The organism is Salegentibacter maritimus, assembly GCF_016236975.1.
In the GTDB taxonomy this organism is placed as follows: domain Bacteria; phylum Bacteroidota; class Bacteroidia; order Flavobacteriales; family Flavobacteriaceae; genus Salegentibacter; species Salegentibacter maritimus.
The window spans coordinates 136,062-150,933 of sequence record NZ_JAEHNY010000003.1; the positions used below are offsets into that span (position 1 = coordinate 136,062).

Below are 14,872 nucleotides of genomic sequence, written 5' to 3' on the forward strand. Positions count from 1 at the left end.
CCTATGAGGTACCTATTAGTTGTAGTAATCTTGCTTATTTTTACTCCAAAAACGCAATCGCAAACATTTGAAGCGGGACCATATATTGGTGGCGCTAATTATATTGGCGATGTAGGCCGAACCAATTTTGTACTTCCCAACAATCTGGTTGGCGGTGCACTTATTAAATGGAATCGTAGCGCACGCCATGCGTTTAGATTTTCCCTTCTATATGCTGAAATAAGTGCCGATGATGCTAATTCTAATGATCCCAGAAGAGCAAAAAGAGGATATTCCTTTACCAATACAATCGCTGAAGCCTCTCTAGGCTTAGAATATAATTTCTGGAGTTTCGACCTTCACGAAGGCCACCCACAAAGCTCACCATATCTTTATACCGGTATCACTTATTTTAGAGCCGACCATTTATTATTAAATGCGAATTTCCCTAATGGCGAACTCGAAAATCAAGGTGCCAACTGGGATTTCTCAATTCCTGTAATTTTTGGTTACAAAGAAAGTATTACACAAGGCATAGTAGGCGCTTTGGAAATAGGAGTGCGTTACACCTTTACCGACAACCTGGATGGAAGCTGGCCCGAAGAAATTTTTGGGAATAGAATGCCTGAAAAAGAATTTGGAAATAGAAACACCAACGACTGGTATGTATTTACCGGTGTAAACTTCACCTTTTCGTGGGGAAGGAAACCTTGCTATAGCCGATTTTAATATGAATTACAAAGAGAATATAGACCTTAAAAAATTACCGAAACACATTGCCATTATTATGGATGGCAATGGTAGGTGGGCAAGGCAAAAAGGCTTTCTAAGAGCAGCAGGGCACGAAGAAGGCACCACAGCTGTACGTGACGTAGTAGAAGCTTCTGCCGAAATTGGGGTTGAGTATTTAAGTCTGTATGCTTTTTCAACAGAAAACTGGAATCGGCCAAAATTAGAAGTAGATACCCTAATGCGCCTTTTGGTTTCCTCATTAAAAAAGGAAATTAAAACACTTCAAAAGAATAATATCAGGTTAAATGCCATAGGTAACTTAAAAACATTGCCTAAAAAGGTATACAAAGAACTTCATGAGGTGATAGAGAAAACCAAAGCCAATAATCGCATGGTCCTTAACCTTGCGCTTAGTTATGGTTCTCGTGAAGAATTAAGCTCTGCTATAAGAGAAATTAGCCTGAAAGTTAAAAATAATGAAATAACTGCCGATGCTATTGATGAATCGGTTATAAATCAGCATCTTTACACCCGAAATTTTCCAGAGGTAGATTTATTGATCAGAACCAGCGGAGAACAACGTATAAGCAATTTCCTTTTATGGCAAATTGCTTATGCCGAATTATATTTTACAAAAATATTATGGCCAGATTTTAGGAAAGAAAATCTTTTTGAGGCCATTTACAATTATCAAAATAGAGAACGACGATTTGGAAAAACCAGTGAGCAACTTAGTTAGCGCATCCATGACGAAAAAAATAGTAAGCCTTCTGGCCGTAGCCTTTAGTTTAATTTTTAGTATTTCTTCCCAAGCCCAGGGCTTACCACTAGCAGATGGAAAGAAGTATGTAATTGGAGATATAAAAGTTACCGGTACCGTTAGTTTTAACGAGCAAACTGTAATTGCTTATACCGGCTTAAAAAAAGGTGAAGAAATCTATATTCCCGGTGATAAAATAAGTAGCGTTATCAATAAATTATGGGATATTGATCAATTTAGCGATATCAATTTCTATATCACCAACGTAAGCGATGGCAATGTAGCCGATTTGGAAATTGAAATCCAGGAAGTTCCTAAGCTTAATAAAGTAAAGGTTACCGGACTTAAGAAAAGGGAACAGGAAGAAATAATTAAGGAGAATAAGCTAAGAGCGGGCACTAAAGTTTCAGAAAACCTTATTACTACCACTAAAAACTATATTGAAAGCAAGTATCGAAAAGAAGGATATTTTAATGCTAAAGCCAAAATTAGCACTAGTGAGGTAAACGATACTACGGCCAACGTGAACCTGGTTAATATGCTAATAGATATAGACCAGGGAGATCGTATAAAGATTTCTGAAATTAGCTTTAGCGGAAATGAAAAATTTTCTGACGCAAAGCTTAGAAGGTCTATGAAAAACACAAAACAGAAGAATATTATTCGCTTCTGGAAAAGATCTAAATTTGTAAGGGCAGACTATCAGGAAGATAAAGAAAGCCTTATAGATAAATACAAAGAAAGTGGTTACCGTGATGCCCGAATCGTAAAAGACTCTTTGGTTGAAATAGATGACGAAACCATTGCTTTAAATCTTAAAATTGAAGAGGGGGATCAATATTATATTGGAAACATCGATTTTCTAGGAAATTCGGTTTATTCAGATGTCCAGTTAGCTAGTGTTCTGGGTATAAAAAAAGGAGATGTTTACAACGGGGTACTTCTAGACAAAAGAATTGCCGATGAAACCAAACCAGATGGGGAAGATCTTTCTAACCTATATAAAAATAATGGTTATTTATTCTCTAATATAAACCTTGTTGAAACCAATGTTTATAACGACACCATAGACTTTGAAATTAGAATTGTTGAAGGAAAAGAGGCTTATTTCAACAATATTAAAGTAACTGGTAACGACAAAACCAAAGATCACGTAATTTACCGTGAATTAAGAACCAAGCCCGGGCAAAAATATAGTCAGGAAGATGTAGTAAATACTGTAAGGGAACTTGGGCAACTAGGTTTCTTTGACGCAGAACAATTAGAACCAAAATTTGTAGACCCCGATCCACAATCTGGTACTTTAGATCTTGAATATTCTGTGGTAGAAGCCGGTGCCAGCCAAATAGAACTACAAGGTGGTTATGGTGGCGGTGGCTTTATTGGTACTTTAGGGCTTTCTTTCAACAACTTCTCTTTATCTGGAATTTTTGATAAAGAAGCCTATAAACCTGTACCTATGGGAGATGGACAAACACTTTCACTTAGGGCGCAGGCAAGTACTTTTTATCAAACCTACAGCTTATCCTTTATGGAGCCATGGCTTGGTGGTAAAAAACCGGTAAGCCTTCAAACGTCTTTCTCTTATACAAGACAGTTCTTATTTGATTATATAAACAGAGAGGCAGACAGGAGTAGAAGTTTTGATATACTTGGTGTAAATATTGGCCTTGCGAAACGTTTAACAGTGCCAGATCCTTATATTACTGTATCACACTCACTAGGTTTTCAGCGTTATAATTTAAACAATTATAACACCGGCCTATTTACATTTGGTGACGGGCACTCTAATAACTTCACCTACACATTTGGCCTAACTAGAGATAATACTTATGTAAACCCAATTTTCCCAATGGGAGGTTCTAAATTTAAGCTTACAGCTAAATTCACTCCTCCATACTCGCTTTGGAATGGTGTAGACTATGCCAATTTAGCCGAAAAAAGGGAATACCAATTAGAAGATGAAAACGGAAATCTAATAAACCAACAAGGTGACAGGGTTACTCCTGAAAACGCAGTTGGTGACCAACGAAAAATAGATCAGAAGAAATTTAACTGGTTGGAATTTTACAAGGTTAAGTTTAGTGGAGAGTGGTATACTCAAATCTACGATAAACTTGTATTGAGAACCAACGCTGAATACGGTTTCCTTGGAGCATATAACAACGATCGCGGTGTACCTCCTTTCGAGAGATTCTTTCTTGGGGGTGATGGCCTTGGCGCTTTTAGTTTAGATGGTAGAGAAACCATTCAATTAAGAGGTTACCCTAATCAATCTGTAGTACCTTTAGACCGCCCGGCTGGGGTTAACGATGATGGTGCCACTATCTATAACAAATACTCTTTAGAATTAAGATACCCAATCACCCTAAAACCTTCGGCATCTATTTACGCCCTTACATTCTTGGAAGCAGGTGCTTCCTACGATAATTTTAGGGACTTTAATCCTTTTCAATTAAATAGATCTGCCGGCGCAGGGTTGAGAATTTTTATGCCTGCCTTTGGCTTACTAGGTATAGATTTTGGATATGGTTTTGATTCTATTGGGGGACAACCCGGAGCCAATGGATGGGAAACACATTTCATAATTGGACAGCAATTTTAATTTGGCACGATATTTTCTATATTCGTTTTAAGTATGCTTAGAAGAACATTTTTATTGATAGTTTTTATTTCACTTGGGTTTGGGACTTATGCCCAAAAACCAATGAATATAGGCTATGTAGATATGGAGTATATCCTTGAAAATGTTCCCGAATATCAGCAAGCTTCAACTCAACTAGATCAAAGAGTTGAAGATTGGCAAATTGAAATTGAGCAAAAACGCAACGAAATTGCCGAAATGAAAAGTAGTCTTGAAAACGAAAGAGCGCTACTCACTCCCGAATTAATTGAAGAGCGGGAAGAAGAAATCGCTTATCAGCAAGAACAAGCTACAGAATATGAACAAAAACGTTTTGGCCCAAAAGGTGATTATATGATCCAAAAAAGGCAATTGATAAAGCCTATTCAAGATCAGGTTTTCGCTGCAGTTCAGGAAATAGCCGAGACCAGGAATTTTGACTTTATATTTGACAGAAATGCTGAATCGGGTATGCTTTTTGCAAAAAACCGTTTTGATTTAAGTGACCAGGTGCTAAGGAGCATAAATAGAGCTGCTAACAGAAGGCAAATTGAAACAAAACAAGAAGAACTGGAACTAGAAAGAGCTGAAGCTCGCACAGCAGAAGAAGATGAAGAATTAAGTGCACGAGAACAAGCTATCCAAAACAGAAAGAACGAACGCGAAGCTTTAATAGAAGAAAGAAGAAGAAAACAGGACTCTATTAAAGAAGCTAGACAGAAAAAATTTGAGGAACGCAGAGAAAGAATTTTAAGAGAAAGACAAGAAAAAAGAGATTCAATTCAAGCGGCACGAACCAAAAAAGATACAATAAACTAAATAATTTTTAACCTTAATACTTAAACAATTAATAGCAATTAAAATGAAACAATTCAAAACACTTTTTATAGCCCTTGCATTAACCATAGGAGCTACTGCATTTACAAGTGCACAAACCAAAGTTGCCCATATCGCAACCCAGGAGTTAGTAGAAACTATGCCTGCTTATAAAGATGCAATGTCACAGCTTCAAAAGTTAGAGAAAACTTATGATGCAGAGATTAAAGATATGCTTACCGAAGCTCAAAATACTATGCAGCGTTACCAATCTGAAGCCGAAACAGTAACAGAAGAAGAAAACGCTAAGAGAGCCAGTGAATTGCAGGCTACCGAAAGAAGAATACAGGAACATAGCCAAAGAGCCAGACAGGAACTTCAAAAGAAAGAAAACGATCTAATTAGACCGGTAATTGAAAAAGCTCGTGAAGCTATCCAAAAAGTAGCCAGAGAACAAGGTTTTGATTATGTATTGGATTCTACCACAGGAACCGGAGTAATCCTTGCCGATGGTAAAGACCTTATGGCCGATGTAAAAGCTGAATTGGGAATGTAATTTTCATTCAACATATAAATAAAGATTAAAAACTGCGCCCCTTTTAGGCGCAGTTTTTATTTTTGTAGTAATGAGTACTACACAACCTATAGGAATATTTGATTCAGGCGTTGGAGGAACTTCCATTTGGCGGGAAGTTCACGAATTACTCCCTTTTGAAAAAACCATCTACCTGGCTGATAGTAAAAACGCACCCTACGGAGAAAAACCCATTGAAGAAATTAAAGATCTTAGCCGGAAAAACACGGAGAAATTACTGGATATGGGCGCCAAAATTATTATTGTTGCCTGTAATACTGCCACTACAAACGCCATAAAGGAATTAAGAAATGAGTACTCCATTCCCTTTATTGGTATTGAACCGGCAATTAAGCCGGCGGCATTAAAATCAAAATCAAAAACCATAGGCATACTAGCCACCAGGGGGACTTTAACAAGTACACTATTCTCACAGACTTCAGATTTTTACGCAAAGAATATTAACATAGTAGAAGTAGAAGGTCGCGGCCTTGTAGAACTCATTGAAGCAGGGGAACTAGATTCTCCCCAAATGAGGAGCCTTTTACTTAAACTACTGGAACCTTTTTTTGTAAATAAAATAGATTACCTGGTATTGGGCTGCAGCCATTACCCCTACCTTATCCCCTTACTAAAGGAATTACTCCCAGAAGATGTAATTGTTATAGATTCTGGCGAGGCCGTTGCAAGACAAACCAAATCTATTCTAAGTTCAAATAACTTATTAGCGAATGAGCAAACAGTAGAAAAGCCAGTTCCGGAGTTTTTTAGCAACACCAATCCCAAAGTATTGGAACAATTAACTGAGGCCTTAAAATATGCTTATAAAGTTTCCTATCTGGATTTTTAATTAACCGCCGGGCATTTACAATTCCACCGTCCCCTACTCTTCCCAAAATCATATCCAATGCTAATTTGATGAAAGCCGTTATTGCTTAAAACCACAGAGTTAAATTGGTATGTAAAAGTATAACCAAACATAAAATTCTTATAATCCAAACCTACAAAAGGAGTAATATACCGCAACTGCTGATTTTTCATTTTATTACCCGTAGCCGTATATTCTGCACCTTCAAAACTATTTCTATAAGAAAGACCGCCCCAAACCTGCCCAATATTTACATTGCGATAAACTTTCATATTTAAATCAATATTCATTTCATTAGTTGCTTCGCGCAATTGGTATAAAATAGAGGGTTCGTAGCTCCAATCGGTAGTGTTTTCAAATACATAACCTGTAGAAAATAGATATTTTCGCTGATTGCTGGGTACTGCATCAGAATAAAAAAGCTCCCTTCTAACTGAAATCATATTCTTAGCGGCCACATGAGCATAGAAATTTCTGTAATAATAAGACATTCCAAGATCCATATTCCCAAAAACATCAGAAAGCTTATTACTGCTTACAATAGGATCGAATATATTAAAACTACTTTGATCTAACCTATGCTGAATAATCCCAGCACTTAAGCCAAAAGACAACTGGTTTAGATCTAATTCACTTCTGGAGAAGAGTAAATGATAAGCTACTGCGGCATAAGCTCCAATTTTAGAAAAATTTCCATTTTTATCATTAAACACAATCCCCCCAACTCCCAGTTTGTCCCCAACCCGACCATTTATAGCTAGTGTTTGTAAGCTGGGGGCATTAGCTACGTCAAACCATTGCTGCCTGGCAGTAAGCCTTATTTGATTTCTATTGGCAGCACCCGCCATAGATGGATGAATAAGAAAAAGATTGTCGGTTTAGTAATCTGAATAAACAGGAATCACTTCCTGGGCTTTGGCCGAGAAACACAGGAAATAGCAAAATAGGATGAAAAAACTTTTTTGGGAAACTATTGTAAGTTGATTAGCTTTAAAACACCTGATAAATAAATATTTAATCTCCATAAGAAAGGTAAAGATATAGATTAACTAAGTTTTCTTTAGTACTTTCGCAAAAAATTTGATATGAGCAATTTTACCGTAAATATACAAGGCACCAACAAACCCGGAATTATAAAATTTGAAACCAATAAGTTTTTAACACGCCACGAAAATTATGAATTTCATAATATAGATGAAGCCGCAATATCCCCATTAGCACAACAATTATTTTATCTGCCATTTGTAAAGACCGTTTACATTGCGCAAAATTTTATCGCGATAGAAAAATATGACATTGTGGAATGGCAGGATGTTCAGGAAGAAGTTGCCGTACAAATAGAAGATTTTCTAAACAAGGACGGTGTAGTAATTAAAAAAGAAACCGACCAAACCAAAAATGTTCCGGTTACTGTATATGCAGAAAGTACTCCAAACCCAGGAGTAATGAAGTTTGTTGCGAATAAAAAATTGGTTTTAAAAACCGTAGAATTTAAGAATATTGATGAAGCTAAAGATGCTCCACTCGCACAACAACTTTTTCATTTTCCTTTCGTAAAAGCGGTTTTTATAGATTCTAATTACGTTTCTATACACAAATACGATGTAGCCGAATGGGAAGAAATAACCCTTGAACTGCGCGAATTTATCACCAATTATCTGCAGGATGGAAAAGAGGTTTTAAAGGCCGAAGCTTCGGCTCCGCAACAAACTGAAGCAGCTACCCACCCGGCCAATCCGGAGGTTAGCCAGGAAATCAAGGATCTTGATGATACTTCAAAGCAAGTGATCGCCATTTTAGATGAATACATTAAACCTGCTGTAGCAAGTGATGGCGGAAATATTCTTTTTGACTCCTACAACCCCGATAACAAAACTGTAAAAGTTATACTGCAGGGAGCTTGTAGCGGTTGCCCTTCTTCCACAATGACTCTTAAAAGCGGTATTGAAACCATGCTAAGAGATATGCTTCGCGGAAAAGTAGATTATGTTGAAGCGGTAAACGGGTAACTGCTAAAGCGTAGATTTTGCTTCAACATAAAATTCACGAAACAGTTGAATTAAATTGAGCGTAGATGAAATAAGGTCTTTAGATTCCAGCAAAAGCCCAAAATACAGTTTGGTATTTTTAGGGCTGCTTTCTGAAGTCCTTATTCGTTTAATTTGTTTCTCTATCAATTCAGAAATCGTATCGAGCAATGCTTGCTTTTCAGCAAGGATAGAGTCTAAACGCTCAAAATCGTGTTCATTAAACGTATATTTTATTTCTGAAAATAACTGTTCCAGCTTTTTATCTATCTTTTTTAAATCCCGAATCTGATTAAACTTGAGGTTTTTATGATTGTTATTTACGTGCTCAAAAGAATTCCGGGTAATATAACGGGTAGAGTTAACCATTTCCTGTAAATAATTCAATAGATGAATATAAAAACGGCTGGCTTCTACCGAGTCTTCATCTAATGATTTAATAAAATAATAAACATTCCCTTTAAGCTCGTCTACCTCCCGCTCTAATTCACTTACTTTTTTATTATTTTTCTTAAGCTTGCCCAGATCGTGATACCCCAAGTTATCTACAGTTTTGGTATATCTTTTCTGAATCCCGGAAATCACTTGAGAAATATTTACCGAGCTTTCAGAGGTAATTTCATTAATGGTAATAATATCTGTACGTTTATACTTTTTTTGCTGCTTCTTGGCCTTTGTTTTCCTGGCATGTGCAAGGGTATTTTTGATAACAAAAAAAGCAGTTATGCACATCAAGATAGTAATAGCTACAAGCCCACCAAAATAGATAAGCAAAGCAAATAGCGCGGCACCCAGAAAAGCCACCAGGGCAGTTACAAACCAACCACCAATAACGTTAAGAACACCTGCAACCCTGTAGACAGCACTCTCCTGATTCCAGGCCCTATCTGCCAACGAAGTACCCATAGCAACCATAAAAGTTACATAAGTTGTAGAGAGCGGAAGCTGTAAGTTGGTTCCCATAGAAATTAAGACACTAGCTACCACTAAATTTACAGAAGCCCTAACCAAATCGAATGCGGGTGGGGCAATCTCCCTTCCTGGGGTTTTCGTTTTAGGGGTTTCAAACTGTACATCTATTTTTTTTCTAATTTTATCAGGAATCACGTCTGATACCGCACTTCCAAACATCATGGAGTACCTTACTATAGTTCGAGATAAATAATTGGCTCCAAAACGTTCTGAACCTTCATTTTGCCTGGATAATTTTACACCGGTATCTACCACTGCTTTAGCTTTTCCGGAGAACCAAATGGTAAGTACCATAACGCCTCCTGCAAAAATCAAAATAATTTCAGGAGTGGGAACACTCCCAGCCAGGTCGCTCATTAATAATTCGGAAGCCGCTACACCAGAAGCACTCCATATTTCATAAGACTGCCAGGCGGCGATGGGCACACCTATAAAATTAACAAGATCGTTTCCTGCAAAGGCAAGAGCCAGGGCAAAAGTTCCAACAACCACAATAACTTTAAGAATATTAACCTTAAAAAAACTGATTAAGACTTTTGAAAGGATTGTAAAACCTATTAAACTAAAAATGATAATCTCTATACGGTTATTATGAACATCCTCTACAAAATGATCAGACACAAAAGCCAAACTGTTTAGGCCTTTAATTAGGATAAAATAGAAAATGGCGGCCAGGGAAACTCCACCAAAAATAGCTCCGGTATATTTCAGTCTCTTTTCATATTTAAAAGAAAGTACCAGGCGTGAAAAATATTGCACCAATGCACCGGTTACAAAGGCTATAATAATGGCCAGCAAAATCCCAACAATAACTTCAGAGGCCTTTTCTACATTTATAAAATCTACTAAACTGGAGAGGTCTTTATTGGTAGTAAAGATTTTCAGAAGAGCAATACTAACAGCCGCTCCCAGTAATTCAAACATAATTGAGACCGTAGTAGATGTTGGCAAGCCAAGGGAGTTAAAGAAATCCAGCAGCAAGACATCGGTAAGCATTACAGCCATAAAAATGATCATGATTTCCTCAAAAAAGAATTCCTGCGGAAGAAAAATTCCCTTTCTGGCTACTTCCATCAATCCGCTAGAAAATATCGCACCTACCGCTACACCAAGACTTGCAATAATTAAAATAGAGCGAAGGGAAACCGCTTTGGAACCCACAGCAGAATTCAGGAAATTAATAGCATCGTTACTCACCCCAACCACTAAATCTGTAATAGCTAGAATAAATAAGAGTCCAAGAATTATTAAGTAAACATCCTGCATGTGAACAAAAATCATTTCAACTTGCAAAATTCAGCGATTTTTTCATATTATCAGCCTTTTGAAGGTTATTAAAACTTTAATTAAATCGTAGATGAATAATCCAGCTTTTGTGATCCTAAAAATTCAACCTAAAAGCTAGTATGGTTTAACAAGTTTCATTTTTAATTGCTTTCAAAGTTTTAAAACTTCTAAAGAGTTTCCAGGCTTAAATTTCAGCAACTGATATTAGCACAGACAACTAGTAAAATCCCCCGCTTTTTAAAAAACCAGCATCCCATACAAAAATCTGTTTATTTTTAATAGTAAACTGATTTATAACACTCTAAAACTAAAAGTCATGTCTATTATAAAAGTAATTGAGATCCTGGCCAATTCAACCGAAAGTTGGGAAGACGCTACCAAGAAAGCTGTAAAACACGCATCTAAGACAGTTAAAAATATAAAATCTGTTTATGTTAAAGAGCAAAGTGCACTTGTAAATGGAGAAAACATTACCGAATTTCGGGTTAATGTGAAAATCTCTTTTGTAGTCAATTAATTTTTACTCAAAAATATTATAGACGCTCCCTGGGATTCCGGGGAGCGTTTTTAATTTTAAAAATAGTATATGGCCAAACCTAAATTTACCAATAAACTAATTAACGAAACAAGTCCTTACCTACTACAACACGCCCACAATCCAGTAAACTGGGAAGGCTGGAATACACAAAGCCTGGAAAAAGCGCGCAGGGAAAATAAGCTCCTACTCATAAGCGTGGGCTATTCTGCCTGTCACTGGTGCCACGTAATGGAACACGAAAGCTTTGAAGATGAATCTGTTGCCGAAATTATGAATCGGCATTTTGTAAATATAAAAGTTGATAGAGAAGAACGCCCCGATATAGACCAGGTTTATATGAATGCTATTCAAATAATGACAGGCACAGGCGGTTGGCCAATGAATATTGTAGCATTACCAGACGGCAGACCTGTTTGGGGTGGCACCTATTTTAGAAAAGACCAATGGAAAGATGCTTTAAAACAACTCTCTACACTTTACCATACTAAACCCAACGAAATGAAAGACTATGCCGTTAAACTGGAAGAAGGTTTAAAACGGCTACAACTCATTGAAACTCCCAAAGAAGAAACCCCCTTTGCTCCTCAATTTTTGGATAATATGCTGCAAAAATGGAAAAAAACATTTGACCTTAAAAATGGCGGTTCGCAGGGAGCCCCTAAGTTTATGCTTCCGGTAAGCTTGTCTTTTCTATTCAGATATGCCGTGCAACACGATAGCAAGGATGTCTTTGAACATTGTATACATAGCTTAAACAAGATTTCATATGGCGGGATCTTTGACCATATTGGCGGTGGTTTCTCAAGATACTCGGTAGATGAGCGCTGGCATGTACCCCATTTTGAAAAAATGCTTTACGACAATGCTCAACTGGTAAGTCTCTACAGCAAAGCTTTTGCTTTCAAGAAAAACCAATGGTACAAAGAAGTGGTTTACAAAACCCTTAATTTTATAAAAGAGGAATTAACAGCTAATAACGGAGCCTTTTATTCTGCTTTAGATGCAGACAGTAAAGATAAAAGCGACAACAAAAAAGAAGGTGCCTATTATGTTTGGGAGAAAGATGATTTACAAAAGTTACTTCAGCAAGACTTCTACATATTTGAAGCCTACTATAATATAAATTCGTTCGGGAAATGGGAAGAGAACAATTATGTGCTTATTCGATCTAAAAGCGATAAAGAGATTGCCGAGACATTTAAACTCAAACCATCAAAACTAGAAGAAAAGAAAAAACACTGGACTAAAATTTTAAAAAAAGAACGTGACAATAGACTAAAACCCGAACTGGACGATAAAAGCTTAACTTCCTGGAACGCCCTTATGCTAAACGGATATGTAGATGCCTATAAAGCTTTTGGAGAACCAAAATTCCTTGAAAATGCATTAAAAAATGCAGCATTTCTTCAAGAACACCAGTTAAAAACAGATTATAGGCTTTGGCATAGTTTTAAAAATGGTAAAAGCTCTATAAATGCTTACCTGGAAGACTATGCCCTTTGTACCGAAGCCTTTCTTAATTTATATGAAGCCACTTTCGAAGAAAAATGGCTTGAAATAGCAAAACAATTAATCCTGGTTTGCCTTGAAGACTTTCAGGATAAAAAATCGGGAATGTTCTATTTCACCTCTTGTAGAGATGAAGCTTTAATTACCAGAAACTATGAATTGAATGATAATGTGATACCCGCTTCAAATTCAGTCATGGCCAAAAATCTATTTAAACTTTCCTGTATAACAGGAAATAGGGAGTATTACGATTTATCGGAGAAAATGCTGAGAATAGTTCAACCTCAAATAGAAACCCATCCGCAGTCTTATGCAAACTGGCTGGATTTGATGCTAAATTTTACCGAGTCTTTTAATGAAATAGCGATTATGGGCAAAAATGCACTTTCTATAAAAAAGCAACTCCAACAAGAGTTCCTTCCAAACTGTGTTTTTGCAGGCTCTACAAGGACATCAGAAATTTCAATTCTAAAAAACCGATTTAGTGATAATAAAGACTTAATTTATATCTGTAGCGGCGGAAAGTGCGATCTTCCTTTAAACTCTGCTGAAAAAGTCATTGAAAAACTAAAATGATTTTAACAAAAATTAAACAAGAAAAGTTCTTTTAAATGAAAAAATATTGGTCAATTTGCCTTAAAAATATTTTACCTTATGGAACAACTTGACGATTGGGGCGATATCGCAAAAGAATACGCAGACAAATTTATTGACTATCTACCTACTTTAATAGGCGCTTTAGCGCTCCTAATAATTGGCCTTTGGGTAATAGGTTTAATTGTAAAGTATGTAGAAAAGTTATTCAAAAAGAAAGATTACGATAAAACCTTAGAAATTTTCACTTTAAATGCGCTAAGGTGGGGACTTAAAATATTATTATTTGTTCTCTTTATCACACAACTTGGTGTACAGAGCGCCTCTTTGGTAGCCGCGCTTGGTGCTGCTGGTTTAGCCATTGGTCTAGCTATGCAGGGATCACTCTCTAATTTGGCCGGTGGTGTTATCTTAATAATTTTAAAACCTTTTAAAGTTGGAGATTGGATAGAAGTACAGGGGGTTTCTGGAACCGTAGTTGAGATATCGTTGTTTTACACCAAACTAGATACTTTCGGAAATCAGCGGGCGGTAATTCCAAATGGTGAATTAAGTAATGATAATATTATTAATTACAGCTATAATGGTACAAGAAAAGAAAATCTAAGTTTTGGAATTTCTTATGATGATGATTTAAAGAAAGCCAAGGAAGTTTTAAGAAACCTTGTAGAGGAGCAGGAAGATGTACTTAAAGATCCGGCACCGCAAGTTATTGTTTCTGAACTGGGCGCCGATTCAGTTAATTTTTCAGTAAGGTATTTTGCTGAAAACAGTAAATTCTGGGATCTACACTGGTATATGATTGAAGAAGGAAAAATAAGACTGGAAGAAGCCGGTATGACAATTCCTTATCCCCAAAGAGATGTTTATCTTTACGATCAAACTAAAATGAACGGTACGGTAGAAAAGAGGTCCAAAAACAAGGCCGATTAACCGGCAATAAAATCTTTTAAATAATAAGGTTCAAAATAAGCGACATCTTCGGTGTCGCTTATTTTGTATTTAGCTTCTGCTAATGAACACATTTCTTTTGCCGATGGTAATTTATCTAAAATAAACCTGGCATTGGGATGGGTACAAATTGCTTTAAATTTCTCTACCCCATTTCCTACAAATACCGTGGTATTCTTTTCAAGAAAATGACTAAAAGAATTTTCATCCAGGACTTCAGCTTTAGTTTCTCTTAGTTCATCCAGATTTTCATCAAAAACACTGGCATAAACTTCCATTCGGCGTGCATCTAACATGGGAACAATAAAGCCTTTCTCAAGTTCAGCTTGCGCAGCCAGCGAATTTAAGGTAGGAATGGCTATTAAAGGAATACCCAAAGAAAAACATAGTCCTTTGGCTGCAGAAACCCCTATTCTCAAGCCTGTGTAAGAACCAGGACCTTTACTAACGGCCACTGCATCCAGATTCTGAACGCCTAAATTGTTTTCATTTAAAATTTCATCTATAAAAACGTGCAACTTCTCGGCGTGCGAATAATTATTGCTTTTATCTTCTTTTAAAGCTAATAACTGCCCATTCTTTGAAAGTGCGACAGAGCAATTGGTGGTAGCGGTTTCCAGGCAAAGTATTAAAGCCATGTTT

The 14,872-nt window shown here is 36.7% G+C and carries 13 protein-coding genes; 10 read left to right on the plus strand and 3 right to left on the minus strand.

Annotated elements, in window-relative coordinates:
* Positions 1 to 3: 3 nt before the first annotated feature.
* From porG to murI, 6 genes are all read left to right on the plus strand, one after another.
* Positions 4 to 708: a type IX secretion system protein PorG gene (gene porG, locus I6U50_RS04255; RefSeq protein WP_193711352.1), complete on the plus strand. Its 705-nt coding sequence runs from the start codon at positions 4 to 6 to the stop codon at positions 706 to 708.
* 1 nt (position 709) lies between these two features.
* On the plus strand, positions 710 to 1,450 hold the full coding sequence (locus tag I6U50_RS04260) for an isoprenyl transferase (protein WP_198637976.1): 741 nt from the start codon (positions 710 to 712) through the stop codon (positions 1,448 to 1,450).
* Between the two features lie 7 nt (positions 1,451 to 1,457).
* Positions 1,458 to 4,076: an outer membrane protein assembly factor BamA gene (bamA, locus tag I6U50_RS04265; protein WP_193711354.1), complete on the plus strand. Its 2,619-nt coding sequence runs from the start codon at positions 1,458 to 1,460 to the stop codon at positions 4,074 to 4,076.
* Positions 4,077 to 4,109: 33 nt separating this feature from the next.
* Positions 4,110 to 4,913: an OmpH family outer membrane protein gene (locus tag I6U50_RS04270; protein ID WP_193711355.1), complete on the plus strand. Its 804-nt coding sequence runs from the start codon at positions 4,110 to 4,112 to the stop codon at positions 4,911 to 4,913.
* Positions 4,914 to 4,956: 43 nt separating this feature from the next.
* Positions 4,957 to 5,466 (plus strand): OmpH family outer membrane protein, encoded by a 510-nt coding sequence (locus I6U50_RS04275; protein ID WP_193711356.1) that lies wholly within the window; start codon positions 4,957 to 4,959, stop codon positions 5,464 to 5,466.
* A 70-nt stretch (positions 5,467 to 5,536) separates the two neighbouring features.
* A complete protein-coding gene (murI, locus tag I6U50_RS04280) occupies positions 5,537 to 6,334 on the plus strand; it encodes a glutamate racemase (RefSeq protein WP_193711357.1) in 798 nt (265 codons plus the stop codon).
* Here murI and I6U50_RS04285 read toward each other — a convergent pair.
* Complete coding sequence (locus tag I6U50_RS04285) at positions 6,331 to 7,212, minus strand: PorP/SprF family type IX secretion system membrane protein (RefSeq protein ID WP_317192015.1); 882 nt, start codon at positions 7,210 to 7,212, stop codon at positions 6,331 to 6,333. The genes murI and I6U50_RS04285 overlap by 4 nt on opposite strands.
* A gap of 225 nt (positions 7,213 to 7,437) precedes the next feature.
* Between I6U50_RS04285 and I6U50_RS04290 the strand changes: the two genes are divergently transcribed.
* On the plus strand, positions 7,438 to 8,361 hold the full coding sequence (locus tag I6U50_RS04290) for a NifU family protein (RefSeq protein WP_198637977.1): 924 nt from the start codon (positions 7,438 to 7,440) through the stop codon (positions 8,359 to 8,361).
* Positions 8,362 to 8,364: 3 nt separating this feature from the next.
* Here the strand turns inward: I6U50_RS04290 and I6U50_RS04295 are convergent, their stop codons facing one another.
* Positions 8,365 to 10,617, minus strand: a complete 2,253-nt coding sequence (locus I6U50_RS04295; RefSeq protein ID WP_198638069.1) for an inorganic phosphate transporter — start codon at positions 10,615 to 10,617, stop codon at positions 8,365 to 8,367.
* A 337-nt stretch (positions 10,618 to 10,954) separates the two neighbouring features.
* Here I6U50_RS04295 and I6U50_RS04300 point away from each other — a divergent pair, with 337 nt between their 5' ends.
* The 3 genes from I6U50_RS04300 (at position 10,955) to I6U50_RS04310 (ending at position 14,212) form a co-directional block, all read left to right on the plus strand.
* On the plus strand, positions 10,955 to 11,155 hold the full coding sequence (locus I6U50_RS04300; RefSeq protein ID WP_193711360.1) for a dodecin family protein: 201 nt from the start codon (positions 10,955 to 10,957) through the stop codon (positions 11,153 to 11,155).
* Positions 11,156 to 11,224: 69 nt separating this feature from the next.
* Positions 11,225 to 13,261: a thioredoxin domain-containing protein gene (locus I6U50_RS04305; RefSeq protein ID WP_198637978.1), complete on the plus strand. Its 2,037-nt coding sequence runs from the start codon at positions 11,225 to 11,227 to the stop codon at positions 13,259 to 13,261.
* 78 nt (positions 13,262 to 13,339) lie between these two features.
* On the plus strand, positions 13,340 to 14,212 hold the full coding sequence (locus I6U50_RS04310; RefSeq protein WP_193711362.1) for a mechanosensitive ion channel family protein: 873 nt from the start codon (positions 13,340 to 13,342) through the stop codon (positions 14,210 to 14,212).
* Here the strand turns inward: I6U50_RS04310 and tsaB are convergent.
* Positions 14,209 to 14,868: a tRNA (adenosine(37)-N6)-threonylcarbamoyltransferase complex dimerization subunit type 1 TsaB gene (gene tsaB, locus I6U50_RS04315; protein ID WP_198637979.1), complete on the minus strand. Its 660-nt coding sequence runs from the start codon at positions 14,866 to 14,868 to the stop codon at positions 14,209 to 14,211. The genes I6U50_RS04310 and tsaB overlap by 4 nt on opposite strands.
* Between the last annotated feature and the right edge of the window lie 4 nt (positions 14,869 to 14,872).